Annotated in this window: 13 protein-coding genes; 8 read left to right on the top strand and 5 right to left on the bottom strand. The window is 63.4% G+C overall.

Annotated elements, in window-relative coordinates:
- Window positions 1-265: 265 nt before the first annotated feature.
- Window positions 266-2,032, top strand: coding sequence for a penicillin-binding protein 2 (locus IB277_RS01060; RefSeq protein ID WP_034800896.1), 1,767 nt, complete (start codon window positions 266-268; stop codon window positions 2,030-2,032).
- A 51-nt stretch (window positions 2,033-2,083) separates the two neighbouring features.
- Here the strand turns inward: IB277_RS01060 and IB277_RS01065 are convergent, their stop codons facing one another.
- Complete coding sequence (locus IB277_RS01065) at window positions 2,084-3,493, bottom strand: DHA2 family efflux MFS transporter permease subunit (RefSeq protein WP_034800899.1); 1,410 nt, start codon at window positions 3,491-3,493, stop codon at window positions 2,084-2,086.
- A gap of 186 nt (window positions 3,494-3,679) precedes the next feature.
- On the opposite strand from IB277_RS01065, the gene IB277_RS01070 reads away from it, so the two are divergent.
- The 5 genes from IB277_RS01070 to IB277_RS01090 all read left to right on the top strand — a co-directional run bounded on the left by IB277_RS01070 (window position 3,680) and on the right by IB277_RS01090 (window position 9,069).
- The gene (locus IB277_RS01070; protein WP_244546717.1) at window positions 3,680-4,666 is read left to right on the top strand and encodes an MBL fold metallo-hydrolase; all 987 of its coding nucleotides are present in this window, start codon (window positions 3,680-3,682) and stop codon (window positions 4,664-4,666) included.
- A gap of 204 nt (window positions 4,667-4,870) precedes the next feature.
- Window positions 4,871-6,373 (top strand): IMP dehydrogenase, encoded by a 1,503-nt coding sequence (gene guaB / locus IB277_RS01075; protein WP_034800902.1) that lies wholly within the window; start codon window positions 4,871-4,873, stop codon window positions 6,371-6,373.
- Between the two features lie 83 nt (window positions 6,374-6,456).
- On the top strand, window positions 6,457-6,873 hold the full coding sequence (locus IB277_RS01080) for an MAPEG family protein (protein WP_090294904.1): 417 nt from the start codon (window positions 6,457-6,459) through the stop codon (window positions 6,871-6,873).
- A gap of 142 nt (window positions 6,874-7,015) precedes the next feature.
- Entirely contained in the window at window positions 7,016-8,044 is a 1,029-nt protein-coding gene (adhP, locus tag IB277_RS01085) for an alcohol dehydrogenase AdhP (RefSeq protein ID WP_060602043.1), read from the top strand.
- A 149-nt stretch (window positions 8,045-8,193) separates the two neighbouring features.
- Window positions 8,194-9,069, top strand: a complete 876-nt coding sequence (locus tag IB277_RS01090) for a dienelactone hydrolase family protein (protein ID WP_034800909.1) — start codon at window positions 8,194-8,196, stop codon at window positions 9,067-9,069.
- A gap of 12 nt (window positions 9,070-9,081) precedes the next feature.
- On the opposite strand, the gene IB277_RS01095 is transcribed toward IB277_RS01090, so the two are convergent.
- The gene (locus IB277_RS01095) at window positions 9,082-9,993 is read right to left on the bottom strand and encodes a hydrogen peroxide-inducible genes activator (RefSeq protein ID WP_060602049.1); all 912 of its coding nucleotides are present in this window, start codon (window positions 9,991-9,993) and stop codon (window positions 9,082-9,084) included.
- 183 nt (window positions 9,994-10,176) lie between these two features.
- On the opposite strand from IB277_RS01095, the gene katA reads away from it, so the two are divergent.
- On the top strand, window positions 10,177-11,661 hold the full coding sequence (gene katA / locus IB277_RS01100; protein ID WP_090294900.1) for a catalase KatA: 1,485 nt from the start codon (window positions 10,177-10,179) through the stop codon (window positions 11,659-11,661).
- Between the two features lie 91 nt (window positions 11,662-11,752).
- Here katA and IB277_RS01105 read toward each other — a convergent pair whose 3' ends face one another.
- Window positions 11,753-12,703, bottom strand: coding sequence for a LysR substrate-binding domain-containing protein (locus IB277_RS01105; protein WP_034800917.1), 951 nt, complete (start codon window positions 12,701-12,703; stop codon window positions 11,753-11,755).
- Between the two features lie 207 nt (window positions 12,704-12,910).
- Between IB277_RS01105 and IB277_RS01110 the strand changes: the two genes are divergently transcribed.
- Window positions 12,911-13,207, top strand: a complete 297-nt coding sequence (locus IB277_RS01110; protein ID WP_034800920.1) for a DUF1127 domain-containing protein — start codon at window positions 12,911-12,913, stop codon at window positions 13,205-13,207.
- Window positions 13,208-13,508: 301 nt separating this feature from the next.
- Here IB277_RS01110 and IB277_RS01115 read toward each other — a convergent pair whose 3' ends face one another.
- Window positions 13,509-14,339, bottom strand: coding sequence for a DUF937 domain-containing protein (locus IB277_RS01115; protein ID WP_090294898.1), 831 nt, complete (start codon window positions 14,337-14,339; stop codon window positions 13,509-13,511).
- Between the two features lie 126 nt (window positions 14,340-14,465).
- A complete protein-coding gene (locus IB277_RS01120; protein WP_034800925.1) occupies window positions 14,466-15,839 on the bottom strand; it encodes a glutamate--cysteine ligase in 1,374 nt (457 codons plus the stop codon).
- Window positions 15,840-16,026 lie beyond the last annotated feature (187 nt).

The raw sequence follows: 16,026 nt of genomic DNA on the forward strand, positions 1-16,026 counted from the left end.
CCTGATGGCGAAAGCACGCAGGCGCCACGGGGCCAGGCCGGCTTGTGCCGATCGGCCGCACTCCTGATCGCCCTCCAAAACCCGGTCCCCCCAAAGACGGCGCATCGTGGTTAATCGGCCATTAACCAGTTGAGTGCAACTCTGGTGTTACTATCTGGTCCATTAGGACCTCCTAAGGTTTAAATTTCACCGAGCGCTGGCTGCCGATCGACGATTGGCGACGGGTCGAGCACGTGCCCGGTTGGCTGCATGTGGAAGTACCTGGATGTCGATGATTTCGCTTGCCGTTCGGCTCAGAAGCCGCGCGCATTTTTCCGTCAAGAGGAATGGTGCCGGCAAGCCGGGGGTGATCATCGGCACCAGCGCCGGCCGCAGGAACCAGGCGCGGCAGCGGGTGGGGATCCTGATCGCCGGCTTTGCCGTCGTCTTTCTCGTCGTCGGCGGGCGGCTGGTTCAATATGGCCTGTCGGCGCCGGCCGAAACCGCGTCGATCGGCGGCAGCGGCCATGTCATCGCCTCTCGCCCGGATATCGTCGACCGCAACGGCCATCTCTTGGCGACCGATCTCAACACGATGTCGCTCTATGCGGAACCGCGCAAGATCGTCGACGCCGACGAGGTCGTCGAGAAGCTCGCGACCGTGATCCCCAATCTCGATTGGCGCGATACGCACCGCAAGCTCCAGTCCGGATCGGCATTCCAGTGGCTGCGACGCCAGCTCACGCCGAAGCAGCAGTCGGACATTCTGGCGCTCGGCATACCCGGCATCGGCTTCCGCCCGGAAAAGCGCCGTTTCTATCCCGGCGGCGTCACCGCTTCGCACATCCTCGGTCACGTCAATGTCGACAACCAGGGGCTGGCCGGCATCGAGCGCTATCTCGACCAGCAGGGCTTTGCCGATCTGCGGGCCGCTGGCCTTACCAGCAACGCCTCGCTCGAGCCTGTGCGGCTGTCGATCGATCTGCGCGTCCAGAACATCGTGCGCGAAGTGGTCGCCAACGCGATGACCGACTATGAGGCCGAGGCGGCCGGCGCTGTGGTTCTCGATGCAGAGACCGGTGAGGTGCTCGCCATGGCCTCGGTACCCGACTACGATCCGAACGAACCCTCGCGAACCTTGCCTGGCGGCGGCGTCGACAAGGAGTACGAAAAGGGCTGGTTCAACCGGATGAGCAACGCCACGTTCGAGATGGGCTCGACCTTCAAGAGCTTCACGCTGGCGATGGGCCTCGACGCGGGCAAGGTCAACCTGAACTCGGTCGTCGACGCGTCGCGGCCGATCCGCATGGGCGGCTTCACCATCAAGGACTTCAAGGGCAAGAACCGTCCGCTATCGATCCCGGAGGTCTTCCAGTACTCCTCCAACATCGGCACCGCGGCGGTTGCCGACATGGTCGGGATCGAAGGTCACCAGCAGTTCCTGACGAAGATGGGCCTCCTGTCCCGCATGCAAACCGAAATGCCGGGGGTCGCCATCCCGACCCAACCGCGCACGTGGAAGAAGATCAATTCAGTGACGATCTCCTTCGGTCACGGCGTGGCGACCACGCCGTTGCAGACGGCCGTCGCCGCCGCGGCGCTGATGAATGGCGGACACCTGATCCCGCCGACCTTCCTGCCGCGCTCGCCGGAGGAAACGAAGTTCGTCTCGCAAAGGGTGATCAAGGAAACGACCAGCGCCGACATGCGCTTCCTCTACAACTGGAACGGCGTGAAGGGCTCCGGCAGGCGGGCGCAGGTGGAAGGCTTCCATGTCGGCGGCAAGACCGGCACGGCCGACAAGGTCATCAACGGCCGCTATGCCAAGGACATCAACTTCAACGCCTTCCTTGCGGCCTTCCCGATGGATAAGCCCAAATACATCGTGCTGTCGATCATCGACGCGCCGAAAACCGGAGAAAACGGCGGGCGGACGGCCGCGGCCAACGCCGCTCCGATGGTCAAGTCGATCATCGGTCGGTCTGCGCCGCTCCTTGGGGTGAAGCCCCGGTTTGGAGACCTGGGCGCCGAACAGTGGCTGGCCAACTACTAAGGCCGGCACCGTTGCTGGGAAGGCACCGTCGATCAGTCGGTGCCCAAGGGATCATTTCCCCGCAGCCGTCTCGACTTCGCGCGCCGGCAGCCGGTGTCCCGACACGGAGGAGCCGGCGTTCTTCGCCATGGTGAGGAACGGGATCGCCGCGATCAGGTTGGCGGCGGCGATGATCATGAAAGCGGTGTGGAAATCGTCGAGCTGCAACGGGCCGCCGCTGAGCTTCGTCTCGATTTCGAGGATCGCGCCGGCGACCGCAACGCCGAGCGCCAGGCTGATCTGTTGCAGCACCGCGCTCATCGAGGTCGCCTTGCTGGCATCCGCATCGTCGATATCGGCAAAAGACAGCGCGTTGACGCTGGTGAAGAAGAACGAGCGCGCAAAGCCGGCGATCAGGAGGATAGTGATCAGCACCAGATAGGGCGTCTCCGGCGTGAAGAAGCCGTTGGCGAAGGTGGTGATCGCCGCAATGATCGCAGCGATGATGAGCGTGGTACGGAAGCCGGCAAAGGCCAGAACGCGCCGCGCGTAGAACTTCGTGGTAATCGCGCCGACCGCGCCGATGAACGTGATGAGGCCGGACTGGAACGGATTGAGGCCGAACCCCACCTGCAGCATCAGCGGCATCAGGAAGGGAACGGCGCCGACCGAGATGCGGAAGATCGTGCCGCCGATCGAAGCGGCGCGAAAGGCGTTGTCGCGGAAGAGCTTCAGGTCGAGGACCGGGGCCGGATGACGCCGCGCATGGCGGATGTAGAGCAGGGCCGAAACAAGGCCGATCGCTACCGAGGCGATGCCGACAACGGGGGGCAGGGCAGGCAGGCTGATCACCGACAGGCCGAAGACGATGCCGGAGGCAGCAATCCCGCCGAGCAGGAAGCCCAGCACGTCGACCGGCGGCGGATCGAGCGGCTCCATCTTCGGCAGGTAGATGCCCGACAGGATGTAGCCGGCGATGCCCACGGGCACGTTGATCAGGAAGATCCAGTGCCAGGAGAAGTAGGTGGTGATGAAGCCACCGAGCGGCGGTCCGGCAAGCGGACCCACGAGCGCGGGGATCGTCAACAGTGCCATGGCCGACACCAGTTCGCTGCGCGGTGTCCCGCGAACCAGCACGAGGCGAGCGACCGGCGTCATCATCGCGCCGCCCATTCCCTGCAGGAACCGGGAGAAGACGAAGGCGGGCAGGCTGTTCGAAATGGCGCAGAAGATCGATCCGGCAATGAAGACCAGGATCGCCGCGCGAAAGATCCTCTTGGCGCCGAAGCGGTCGGCCATCCAGCCGCTCAAGGGGATGAAGATCGCCAGCGCCACCATGTAAGCGGTCAGCGCCAACTTCAGCGTGATCGGCCCGACGCCGATGTCGCGGGCGATTGCCGGCAGCGACGTGGAAATCACGGTCGAGTCCATCTGCTCCATGAAAAGAGCGACGGCAAGGATCATCGGGACGATACGGTTCATGAAACGATGCTTCGGACGGTCAGCGATAAGCAGAAGCTAATAATGCCGGTCATGGCTTTTGTCGGGGCAAAACCGGTGATTGCGGATCAAAAGCCTGTGATCCCGACTGGCCTTTGCTGTCAAGACGCTAGTTCTGGCCGAGTTGCCGCCGATGGCAACGGATCCAACAGAAAGCGGAAACGAACCATGAGTGAAATGTCGATGAAGCGCAGGACCTTGATGGGAGCGGGAACGCTCGGCGTGCTCGCAGCGCCCTCGCTGATGACGGGCATTGCAGTCGCTCAGGAAAAATCGGAAAACACCGGCATGAAAGCCAGCCCTCCGACAAGAATGCTCAAGCTTGGCGCGTTCAAGATCGTTGTCGTCAATGACGGCACTCGCGTCAGCGACAAGCCGCACGAGACCTACGGCACCAACCAGCCGCAACAGGCGGTGGCCGAACTGCTGCAGCAGAACTTCCTGCCGACCGATGCGCTGCTCAACAGCTATTCGCCGGTTCTTGTCGATACCGGATCGGACCTCGTGCTCTTCGATACCGGCATGGGCGAGGGCGGTCGGGAGACCGGCGCTGGCCGCCTGCTCGACGGGATCCGCGCTGCCGGCTATTCGCCGGAGCAGGTCTCGGTTGTCGTGGTAACCCATATGCATGGCGATCACATCGGCGGCCTCATGGAGGCCGAAAAACCGGCCTTCGCCAATGCCCGCTATGTGATGGGCGAAGTCGAATACGCCTTCTGGAAAGATCCGGCGCGCGCCGGCACGCCAGCAGAAAACGGTCACAAGGCCGTGCTGGAAAAGGTCGTGCCGCTTGCGGAAAAGACCACCTTCATCGGCGACGGTGCCGCGGTCGTTCCGGGCATTTCGGCCATTGCCGCCTTCGGCCATTCGCCGGGGCACATGGTGTTCCGTCTCGATTCCGACGGCAAAGCGCTGATGCTGACGGCCGATACCGCCAACCACTATGTGTTGTCGCTGCAGCGGCCGGACTGGGAAGTGCGCTTCGACATGGACAAGGCGAAGGCAGCAGAGACGCGCCGCCGGGTGTTCGACATGATCGCCAGCGAACGGCTGCCCTTTATCGGCTACCACATGCCGTTTCCTGCGGTCGGTTTCGTCGAGAAGCAGGGCGAGGGTTACCGTTTCGTGCCTGCAAGCTATCAGCTCGATATCTGATCGGTTGCCGCGCCTCTTCGCGCGAAATTGCTGCTCTGCAACAAATATCGGCCGACGGCGGGACATTTCCCGGCTTTGGCTATTTTCATCCTGACATATCCGTGTTACGAGCCCTCGCCAACTTCCAAGACACGCTTTGAAGTCGCCCGGTGGACAAATCGCAGCCCGTCCCCGGGGATTTTCGCTATTTGAAGGGAATTGGCCATGGCGCGCATCATCGAAACGGCAACTGGTCTGGAGGCTTTGACCTTCGACGACGTCCTGCTCCTGCCCGGGCATTCCGAAGTCATGCCGGGTCAGACCAACATCGCGACCACCATTGCCCAGGACATCGACCTGAACCTGCCGATCCTGTCGTCGGCCATGGACACGGTGACCGAAGGGCGTCTCGCAATCGCCATGGCGCAGGCCGGCGGCATCGGCGTCATCCACCGCAACCTGACGCCGGCCGAGCAGGCCGAAGAGGTTCGCCAGGTCAAAAAGTTCGAAAGCGGCATGGTCGTCAATCCGGTGACCATCGGTCCCGACGCCAAGCTCGCCGATGCGCTCGGCCTGATGAAGCAGCATGGCATTTCCGGCATCCCGGTCGTTGAAAACGGCGGTGCCGGTGGCCAGAAGCAGGGCCGCCTCGTCGGTATCCTCACCAACCGCGACGTTCGTTTCGCCTCTGATCCGAACCAGAAGATCCACGAACTCATGACCCATGAGAACCTGGTCACGGTCAAGGAAAGCGTCGACCAGCAGGAAGCGAAGCGCCTGCTGCACGCCCATCGCATCGAAAAGCTGCTCGTGGTCGACGGCGACGGCCGTTGCGTCGGTCTCATCACCGTAAAGGATATCGAGAAGGCACAGCTGAACCCGAACGCCTCCAAGGATGCGCAGGGCCGCCTTCGTGCCGCCGCCGCCATCTCGGTCGGCGATGACGGCTTTGAGCGCGCCGAGCGACTGATCGATGCCGGCGTCGACCTGATCGTCGTCGACACCGCCCATGGTCACTCGCAGCGCGTTCTCGACGCGGTCGCCCGCGTCAAGAAACTCTCGAACTCGGTTCGCATCATGGCCGGCAACGTCGCGACTGCCTCCGGCACCAAGGCGTTGATCGATGCCGGTGCGGATGCGGTCAAGGTCGGTATCGGCCCGGGCTCGATCTGCACCACGCGCATCGTCGCCGGTGTCGGCGTGCCGCAGCTCGCTGCGATCATGGGCGCCGTCGAAGCCGCCCAGGCGGCCGGCATTCCTGTCATCGCCGATGGCGGCATCAAGTTCTCTGGCGACCTTGCCAAGGCGATCGCCGCCGGTGCTTCGGCCGTCATGATCGGCTCGCTGCTTGCCGGCACCGATGAAAGCCCGGGCGAAGTGTTCCTCTACCAGGGCCGCTCCTTCAAGGCCTATCGCGGCATGGGCTCCGTTGGCGCCATGGCGCGCGGCTCGGCGGACCGCTACTTCCAGGCGGAAGTGCGCGACACGCTGAAGCTGGTTCCCGAGGGCATCGAAGGCCAGGTCCCCTACAAGGGTCCGGTCGCAGGCGTCCTGCACCAGCTCGCGGGCGGCCTCAAGGCCTCCATGGGTTATGTCGGCGGCCCGACGATCAAGGAATACCAGGAGCGCGCCCAGTTCGTGCGCATCTCCGGCGCGGGCCTGCGCGAAAGCCACGCCCATGACGTGACGATCACTCGCGAAAGCCCGAACTACCCGGGCGCGCACTGATTGCGATTGCATTCGAAGGGCGCCGCGCCATCGCGCGGCGCCCTTCGCTATTTCAGAGTAAGCGTGTTTGAGGGAGTAGCGTAATGACGGGTTTCGAGATTTTCTGGCCGATCGTGGCTCATGTCTTCCTCGTCTTCTGCCTCTATGCTCTTCTCTCCTTCCGCCGGATGGGCCTGGTGCGCGCCGGTAAGGCGAATGCCGGCCAGTTTCGCGAAAACCGTGACGAGCCGGGCGAAAGCCTGGTGGTGAAGAACAGCATCGCCAACCAGTTCGAGCTGCCGGTTCTCTTCTACCTCTGCTGCGTGCTGCTCTACATCACCGAGGCCGACAACATCGTCTCCCTCGCTCTTGCCTGGCTCTTCGTTGCCCTGCGCTATGTGCACGCCTTCGTGCATGTCACCAGCAATCGCCTCCGCTACCGGCGCCCGCTGTTCATGGGCGGTGTTGCAACGCTGTTTGCGATGTGGGTGTGGCTTGCCGTCTGGATGGCGATGAGCTGATCCGGATAGGCGCACCGCCATTCTGACGCAGATCTGAGACAGTCTGCGCCTTCATCTTCCCGTCTTGATGCGTATCAATTACCCGATGCCGCTTTTGCGCGTAGTCTCTCCGGCGTTGGGCAACAACGCATCGGAGGACGAGATGACCGCAACGATGAAAGCCGCCGTGGTGCGCGAATTCGGCAAGCCGCTGGTAATCGAGGATGTGCCGATACCGGAGCCGGGTCCCGGCCAGGTGCTGATCAAATACGAGGCGACGGGCGTCTGCCACACGGACCTGCACGCCGCCAACGGCGACTGGCCAGTCAAGCCGAAGCCGCCCTTCATCCCCGGACATGAAGGCGTCGGCTATGTCGCCAAGCTCGGCAGCGGCGTTGCGCGGCTGAAGGAAGGCGACCGCGTCGGCGTTCCGTGGCTGCACACCGCCTGCGGCGGCTGCACGCCTTGCCGCACCGGATGGGAAACGCTCTGCGGCAGCCAGCAGAACACCGGTTATTCCGTCAACGGCACGTTTGCGCAATACGGCCTCGCCGATCCTGACTTCGTCGGCCGCCTGCCGGCAAAGCTCGAATTCGGGCCCGCGGCCCCCATCCTTTGCGCCGGCGTCACCGTCTACAAGGGCTTGAAGGAAACCGAAGTGCGTCCGGGCGAATGGGCGCTGATCTCGGGCATCGGCGGACTCGGGCACATGGCGGTGCAATATGCCAAGGCCATGGGCATGCATGTCGCCGCCGTCGATATCTTCCCGGACAAGCTGGAGCTTGCCCGAAAACTCGGTGCCGACCTCGTCGTCGATGCGCGCGACAAGGATGCGGTCGAGCAGGTGCGAGATGCGACCGGGGGCGTGCATGGTGCCCTGGTGACGGCCGTCGCGCCCAAGGCGATGGAGCAGGCCTTCAACATGCTCCGCTCCAAGGGAACCATGGCGCTGGTCGGCCTGCCGCCCGGCCAGATGTGCCTGCCAATCTTCGATACGGTTCTGAAGCGCATCACCATCCGCGGCTCGATCGTCGGGACGCGGCAGGATCTGGAGGAATCGCTCGAGTTCGCCGGTGAAGGCAAGGTCGCCTCGCACTTCACCTGGGACAAGATCGAGAACATCAACGCCATCTTCAAGCGCATGGAGGAAGGCAAGATCGACGGTCGCATCGTGCTCGACCTCAACGGCTGATCGGTGTGCGTGGGACCCTCGACCTGTGAGGGCGAAAGGAAACACGCGGCAGTAACGCAAGTTTGTATGTTCCAGACCGCCCGCCGACCTATTCTGTCGCGGGCGGTTCTGTCTGCCGCCGCGGGAGATAAGAACCGAAGGAGGCTGGCATGCAGGAACCGAAAATCACGCAGGCGATGATCGACGCCTATGACGAGTACACGCATCTGACCCTCGATCGCCGTCGCTTCATGGAAAAGCTCACCGGTCTCGCCGGTTCCGCGGCTGCGGCCGCGGCGATCGCGCCGCTGCTGGCGGCCAATGGTGCCAAGGCGGAGATCGTGGCTGCAAACGACACCCGGGTGACCGGCGAGGACATCACCTATCCCGGCGCTGCCGGCGATATGAAAGGCTATCTCGTTCGTCCGGCAGAGGTGAGCGGCAAGCTGCCGGCGGTCATCGTCATCCATGAGAACCGCGGGCTGAACCCGCATATCCGCGACGTCGCGCGGCGCATGGCGCTCGAAGGCTTCCTGGCGCTGGCGCCGGATTTCCTGTCGCCTGCGGGCGGCACGCCGACGGACGAGGACAAGGCGCGCGAAATGATCGGTGCGCTCGATGCGGCGGCAACGACCGCGAATGCGGCGGCGACCGTGGCGTTTCTGGAAGGACACGCGCAATCGACCGGCAAGGTCGGCGCCATCGGCTTCTGCTGGGGCGGCGGTCTCGTCAACCGGCTCGCGGTCGGATCCCCGGATCTGAAGGCTGGCGTCGCCTATTATGGTGCGCAGCCCAAGGCCGAGGACGTGCCGAAGATCAAGGCGGCGCTGCTGCTGCACTATGCAGGCCTCGACGAACGCATCAATGCCGGCATCGACGCCTATCAGAAGGCGCTGAAAGACAACGGCAAGGACGCGACGATCTATGTCTATGACGGCGTCAACCACGCCTTCAACAACGACACCTCGGCAGCGCGGTATGACAAGGCCGCGGCCGATCTCGCCTGGAGCCGGACGGTCGAGTTCCTGAAGGCCAAGCTCGCCTGAGCGCTGCTACGCTCAGGCCGCTGCCGCCTGGAGAATATCGTCGGCGCAGCCGCTGATCGCCGCTGCGAGCGCTTCCATGTCGCGCTCGCGCGGGCTGCTGCGCCGCCAGATAAGCCCGATCTCGCGCGCCGGTTCAGGCGCGGCGAAGGGTACGATGCGGATGGAGTTGCGCGCCGCCTCGGTCGCGATCGCGATCTCGGGGATGAGCGTCATGCCCATGCCGTTGGCGACCATCTGCAGGAGCGTCGTCATCGAGGTCGCGCCGAACGAGACGAGACGGCGCTTGCCGGCCGTGCTGCAGACGGCGAGCGCCTGATCGCGCAGGCAATGGCCCTCTTCGAGCAGGAGCAACTGTTCGACATCCACCTGGTCTTCAGTCAGCGGCGACATCAGGATGTTTCGCTCGTCGTCCGCCATTGCCATGTAGAAGCGGTCGGAAAAGAGCGGCTTCGTCGAAAGTCCGTCGGCCTCGATCGGCAAGGCGGCGACGACGGCGTCGAGCAGGCCCTCGCCGAGATCGGCGACCAGTCTTGATGTCACCGATTCCTTCAGTTCGATCTCGATTGCCGGGTAGACCTGGCGCAGGTGCGGCACCAGCCGCGGCACGAGGTAGGGGGCAAGCGTCGGGATGACGCCGATGCGGATCCGCCCTTCGAGCGTGCCGGAACTGGCGCGCGCGCTCAACTCCAGCTGATCCACCTCAGAGAGGATGGCGCGGGTACGGGCCAAAACCTCTTCGCCCTTGCGGGTCAAGAGAACGCCGCTGCGGCTGCGCTCCACCAGCTTCACGCCCAAGTGGTTCTCCATTTCCATGATCTGGGCGGAGAGCGCCGGCTGGCTGACATGGACGAGTTCGGCCGCCTTGCCGAAGTGGCGAGCGGAGGCGAGCGCATCGAAATAGCGCATCTGTCTGAGTGTAAGCATGATAGGAAAATCTTATCGATTTTTAATTTTTATGCAATTGGAGATTATCGAAGCGCCGTGGGAAAAACCTCGTGCCAGAGCGTTCGGGCTTTGATCGCCGCGCAGTTTGCGGCCGGCAGTCGCCACGGCTGCCGTCGGTCCTGTGCGACCACCCGGACGCGAAACCTTTGACAGGAGGACGCGATGTCTGATCGACCCATATTGACGACGAGTGCCGGAGCCCCGGTGCCGGACAACCAGAATTCGCTGACGGCCGGCCCGCGCGGCGGCGTCATGATGCAGGACTATCAGCTTATCGAGAAGCTGTCGCATCAAAACCGCGAGCGCATTCCCGAGCGCGCCGTACACGCCAAGGGTTGGGGCGCCTATGGCACGCTGAAGATCACCGGCGACATCTCGAAATACACCAAGGCCAAGGTTTTGCAGCCCGGCGCCGAGACGCCGATGCTGGCGCGGTTCTCGACTGTTGCCGGTGAACTGGGTGCTGCCGACGCCGAGCGCGACGTGCGCGGCTTCGCGCTGAAATTCTATACGCCCGAGGGCAATTGGGACCTCGTCGGCAACAACACGCCGATCTTCTTCGTTCGCGACGCTTACAAGTTCCCGGACTTCATCCACACCCAGAAGCGCCACCCGAAGACCAACCTGCGTTCGGCGACCGCGATGTGGGATTTCTGGTCGCTGTCGCCGGAAAGCCTGCATCAGGTCACGATCCTGATGTCAGATCGCGGATGTCCGGTGTCGCCGCTGCACATGAACGGCTACGGCTCGCACACCTTCTCGTTCTGGAACGACGCCGGCGAGCGCTATTGGGTCAAGTTCCACTTCAAGACCCAGCACGGCCACAAGCACTACACCAACGCCGAGGCGGCAGACGTGATCGGCCGGACGCGCGAAAGCTACCAGGAAGCGCTCTATGGCGCGATCGAAGAGGGTAACTATCCGCGTTGGACGCTGCAGGTGCAGATCATGCCCGAGCTCGAAGCCGAGAAGACGGCCTATGATCCCTACGACGTCACCAAGGTCTGGCCGCATGCAGACTATCCGCCGATCGAGGTCGGCGTGCTGGAGCTCAATCGTAACCCGGAGAACTATTTCGCCGAGGTCGAGAACGCCGCCTTCTCGCCGTCCAACATCGTGCCCGGCATCGGCTTTTCGCCGGACAAGATGCTGCAGGCCCGGTTGTTCTCCTATGCCGACGCCCACCGCTACCGGCTCGGAACGCATTACGAGCACATTCCGGTCAACCGGCCGAAATGCCCGGTGCATCACTATCACCGCGATGGCCAGATGAACACGTTCGGCGGCATTCAGACCGGCAATCCGAGTGCCTATTACGAGCCGAATTCGTTCAACGGCCCGGTCGAGCAGCCCTCCGCGATGGAACCGCCGCTACGCATCAGCGGCGACATGGCCCGCTACGACCACCGCGAAGGCAACGACGACTACGTCCAGCCGCGTGCGCTCTTCAACCTCTTCGATGCCGGCCAGAAGGCGCGCCTGTTCTCCAACATCGCCGCGGCGATGGGCGGCGTGCCGGGGCCGATCGTCGAGCGCCAGCTTGCGCACTTCAAGCGCGTCCACCCGGACTATGAGGCCGGTGTGCGCGCCGCCCTTCACGCGGCCCACGGCTACGAAGCCGACGCTGTCGGCGCGGCAGCCGAATAGACTCGGTATCGAGTCGGCCGCGTGCTGATCTCTGGACAAAAAAAGGCCACGCACCGGCTTGGTGCGTGGCCTTTTCCGCTTTCTGCAGCTCTTACCAGCCCGGCAGCATATGGCTCTGCCGGAGGCGCGGATAACGCGGGAAGCCCTTGATGTCGGCCTCGAGGTCGTCGTTGGCGCTGATCGGCGTGATGTTGTCGAGGCAGGCGGTGATGTGGTTGCTGATCGCGTTCGAAAGCGAGGGCGAAAGGCCCGGACGCTTCATGATGCCGATCTGCACCGGCGCCAAGGCCGGGAAGCCGTCCGCAAGCGTCAGCACCTTCATGCCGGGACGAAGCGCCGATTCCGGCAGGACAGAGACGGCCATGCCGGCCAGCACCGCGGCGGCGACGACCGTCGACGACCAGCTGGTGAACAGGATCTGGTACTCCCGACCCGTCGCATCGAGCGCGGCGCAGGCCGCCTGGCGCCACAGACAGTCGCGCCGGCCGACAGCAAGCGGGATCGGTGCGTTCTCGGGCAGCGGGTGGTTGATCGAGCTCACCCAGCAGAGCGGTTCGGTCCGCACCACGTCCGACGCGCGGGCACGCGGATTGTGCGTGACGAGCGCGATGTCGAGGTCGCCCTTGGCCATCTTCTCGGCGAGGTCCACGGAGGGCTCGCAGATGATGTAAAGCTCGACATTCGGATGCGTCTTGGCAAAACGCATGATGATCTCGGGCATGTAGCGGTCGGCATAGTCGTCGGGCGTGCCGATCCGGAGCGTGCCTTCGAGGCGATTGTCGTCGAAGGAAGCGATCGCCTCGTTGTTGAGGCGGATCATCCGGCGCGCGAAATTGAGCAGCCGGTCGCCTTCGACTGTCAGCCGGTTGCCGCGGCCGTCCTTCATGAACAGCGCCTTGCCGATGCGCTCTTCCAGGCGGCGCATCTGCATGGAAACGGCGGATTGGGTCTTGAAGACCCGGTCGGCCGCCTTGGTGAAGCTGCCCGTGTCGGCGATCGCGACAAAGGTCTGGAGCTGATCGATATCAAGGGGTGCGGACATGGCCGTAATGCATCCATAAGATTGTTTGATGAATATCATTAAAAACATTCGTTGGACTGATCAATAAGGATTTGCGATCTATCGGAAGCAAATTCATCGATCCCCGGCCGGCAATTTCGCCGGCGAATCCCAAACTCTTTGGCCCGCCCCTGCGTTTGATCTCCCCGCAGGGGATGGGCCTCTTCGTGCCTGAAAGGAGAAATTGTCATGCGCACGACACAGCACGCCCTCGATCTCGACCTCGTTGCCGGAACGCAGTCCTATGCCTCCCGCGCCGTCGGCGTGACAGGCATGCTAACGTCCGTATGGCAGCTCCTCCGAAATCGCTATGCGATCGGCCGTCTGAACGACCTGGATGACCGCCAGCTCCTCGACATGGGGCTGAAACGCGAAGATGTGCGCGAGGCGATTACCTCGCCCTTCTTCGACAATCCGGCGAGTTACCTGACACGCGCGTCGCGAAACCGGGCGAGCCTCTTCTACAAAGGGGCCCGCCACGACTGATCGTCCCCAATGGCGCATCCCGCCGCTTGAGATGTGCCAGTCGAGCATGATCCGCGAAAGCCTGCCGCCGCCGCGGGTCATGCTGCGAAATTCGGTGCCGCTGACCTCAACGGTCGCGCGCCCAAACGTTCCCCGCAGGGTAGAGCCAATAGACCCTGCCGCTTGGCCCGGTGCATGACCAAGACATGCACCGGGCCTTTTTCTTTCCGAAGCTGTTCGAAACAACGCGCTGACGCCCACACGCGCGGGCGATCGCTGCGTCCGATGGAGGCGCGGGATGTGCTGACGGGGAGGCTTGGCCTCAGCTCTTCGTGCCGGGCCCGGTCTTGTAAAGGTCGAACAGCGCCTCGACGTTCTTCTGGTATTCTTTCTGCATCTCCAGCCCGGTGTCGAACATGCTGTTCATGACCTGGGAGAATTGGGCCAGCGCCGGATTGTCGGGTGCCGGCTTCTGCGCGCCGGCGGCACCCGCCTGCATCATGTCCTGAAACGCCTTGACGAAGGGGTTGTCGGCAAAGACGTCGGCTGTCTTCGGCTTCTCTTCCTTCTTCGGGGCCATGCCGAAGAAGCCCTGCATCGCCTGGGTGAAGGGGTTGTCGAACGGGTTCGGCTGCGGTTCCGGCTTCTTGGCGAAACCGGCCGCTTCCATCCATTGCCGCATCGCGGTCGCCATCGGGTTGTTGGCAAAGGCATCGCTTGCGGCGGCAAATTGCCCGGTTGTCTGCTTGAACAGCCCGCCCATCAGCGTATCGGCCATCACAGGCAGCATCTGCTTGTAGATCTCCTGGCTGACGCCGGTGACCTGGGCCGCCTGTGCGGCGATCGCGCGCGACATTTCCTTCGAGCCGAACAGTTGCCCGAGAACGCCGTTGCCGTCGGCCATGCCCTGCGGCGTGAAGGCCTGGCTCATGTCTTCGAAGTATTTGGCGTAGTTGCCGCTGCCGAGCGCCGTCAGCAAGGCGCCGAAGTCGTAGGGGTTGGCGGTGTTGCGCTTGAAGGCCGCTGAGAAGGCCGGCAGCAGCGCCGCCGTCGCCTTCGTCATCTGCTCCTGGGCGATGCCGAACTGTTGCGCCATCAGCTCGATGGCCTTGCCGTTCTGCGCCTGCGCGAACATGTCGAAAAGCGGTGCCATCCCAGTTCCCCTTTATGGACGCGCGGCGCTCTAAGCGACGCATATCCTTGCACTATAACGGGAAATCAGGGACTGGGAACCGCTTTTTGAGAGGGCCGCGACGAGCGCCGCGCCCCTGTTCGGGCCTTAATACTGGTACTCGGCAAAGACCGGGTCTACGGAGCCGTTCCAGCGGCCATTGTAGAGCGCCAAAAGGTCTTCCGCGAGCGTTGCCTTCTTGGCCAGCACCTCGTCGAGCGGCGCCAGGAACTGGCTTTCGTCGATACCATCGCCGTTCAGCCTGTTGCGGCGCTTCAGACCGCCGCGCGAAATGGAGATGACCTCGCGGGCAACGTCGTAAAGCGTGCCGGTGCGGAACTTGGCGGCAAGCGCCTGAGCCGGCACGGCGTTGCGCATGGCGCTCACCTCTTCGAAGGTCCAGTCGCGCGTCAGTGCTTCGGCGGCGTCGAGCGCCTCGCGGTCGTAGAGCAGGCCGACCCAGAAGGCCGGCAGCGCGCAGATCCGCCGCCACGGGCCGCCATCGGCGCCGCGCATTTCGAGGAAGCGCTTCAGGCGCACGTCGGGGAACAGCGTCGAGAGATGGTTGGTCCAGTCGCCCATGTTCGGCTGCCAGTCGGCGACCTCGCCCTTGAGTGCGCCGCCCATGAACTGGCGGAAGGTGATGTGGGTGCAATCGTGGTAGTGGCCGTCGCGCACGACGAAGTACATCGGCACGTCGAGCGCCCACTCCACGTAGTCGGCAAAACCGAAATCGGGACGGAAGGCGGACGGCAGCAGGCCGGCGCGCTGGTTGTCGGTGTCGCGCCAGATGTCGCCGCGCCAGGAGAGAAGCCCGTTCGGCTTGCCGTCGGTAAAGGGCGAGCTTGCAAACAGCGCGGTCGAGAGTGGCTGCAGCTTCAAGGACACCTGCATCTTGCGGCGCATGTCCTCTTCCGAGGAGAAGTCCAGGTTCACCTGGATCGTGCAGGTGCGATACATCATGTCGAGGCCCTGGGTGCCGACCTTCGGCATGTAGCGGCTCATGATGCCGTAGCGCGATTTCGGCATGCGCGGGGTCTCATCAAAGGTCCACTTGGGGCTGCCGCCGATGCCGAGGAAGCGGATGCCGAGCGGCTCGGCGACTTCGCGCAGCACCGCCAGATGCTGGTTCGATTCCTTGCAGGTCTGGTGCAGGTTTTCGAGCGGCGCGCCGGAAAGTTCGAACTGTCCACCCGGTTCCAGCGAGATCGCGCCATTGCCCGACTGTTCGGCAAGGCCGATGATGTTGCCTTCGTCGATGATCGGTTCCCAGCCGCTTTTCGCCGCCATGCCGTTCAGAAGCGCCTGGATGCTGGCCTCGCCGAAATAGGGGACGGGGCTGTTGTCCGCCTTAAAGAAGGCGAACTTTTCGTGCTCCGTGCCGATCCGGAACCGCTCCTCCGGTTTCGAACCTTCTGCCAGGTAGGCGGTCAGGTCAGCGACAGAGGTTACCGGCGTCTGGTCGGTGGTATCTCGGGCCATGAGCGTCTTCTTTTGTTTGGGCGGCTCCCGCAGGTTAGCGGGAGTTGATGGAGGCTGCTTGAACCGTAATCAGGTGCGGTGCAAGTCAATTTCTTTCAAGATCTCATCAAAAAAAGTAGGACATTTGCTTGCTCTGGAGCAAGCACCGCGGAAATGGGTACTGGTGACCCAATCCTGCCTTGCCGGA

Source organism: Ensifer sp. ENS07 (assembly GCF_014852185.1).
Classification (GTDB): Bacteria; Pseudomonadota; Alphaproteobacteria; order Rhizobiales; family Rhizobiaceae; genus Ensifer; species Ensifer adhaerens.

Excerpts from the sequence above, each read along its gene's own strand:
- IB277_RS01105 (WP_034800917.1), bottom strand. The coding sequence starts at position 12,703 with ATGTCCGCACCCCTTGATATCGATCAGCTCCAGACCTTTGTCGCGATC.
- IB277_RS01110 (WP_034800920.1), top strand. The coding sequence starts at position 12,911 with ATGCGCACGACACAGCACGCCCTCGATCTCGACCTCGTTGCCGGAACG.
- guaB (WP_034800902.1), top strand. The coding sequence starts at position 4,871 with ATGGCGCGCATCATCGAAACGGCAACTGGTCTGGAGGCTTTGACCTTC.
- IB277_RS01090 (WP_034800909.1), top strand. The coding sequence starts at position 8,194 with ATGCAGGAACCGAAAATCACGCAGGCGATGATCGACGCCTATGACGAG.
- adhP (WP_060602043.1), top strand. The coding sequence starts at position 7,016 with ATGACCGCAACGATGAAAGCCGCCGTGGTGCGCGAATTCGGCAAGCCG.
- IB277_RS01080 (WP_090294904.1), top strand. The coding sequence starts at position 6,457 with ATGACGGGTTTCGAGATTTTCTGGCCGATCGTGGCTCATGTCTTCCTC.
- IB277_RS01070 (WP_244546717.1), top strand. The coding sequence starts at position 3,680 with ATGAGTGAAATGTCGATGAAGCGCAGGACCTTGATGGGAGCGGGAACG.
- IB277_RS01095 (WP_060602049.1), bottom strand. The coding sequence starts at position 9,993 with ATGCTTACACTCAGACAGATGCGCTATTTCGATGCGCTCGCCTCCGCT.
- IB277_RS01115 (WP_090294898.1), bottom strand. The coding sequence starts at position 14,339 with ATGGCACCGCTTTTCGACATGTTCGCGCAGGCGCAGAACGGCAAGGCC.
- katA (WP_090294900.1), top strand. The coding sequence starts at position 10,177 with ATGTCTGATCGACCCATATTGACGACGAGTGCCGGAGCCCCGGTGCCG.
- IB277_RS01065 (WP_034800899.1), bottom strand. The coding sequence starts at position 3,493 with ATGAACCGTATCGTCCCGATGATCCTTGCCGTCGCTCTTTTCATGGAG.
- IB277_RS01120 (WP_034800925.1), bottom strand. The coding sequence starts at position 15,839 with ATGGCCCGAGATACCACCGACCAGACGCCGGTAACCTCTGTCGCTGAC.
- IB277_RS01060 (WP_034800896.1), top strand. The coding sequence starts at position 266 with ATGTCGATGATTTCGCTTGCCGTTCGGCTCAGAAGCCGCGCGCATTTT.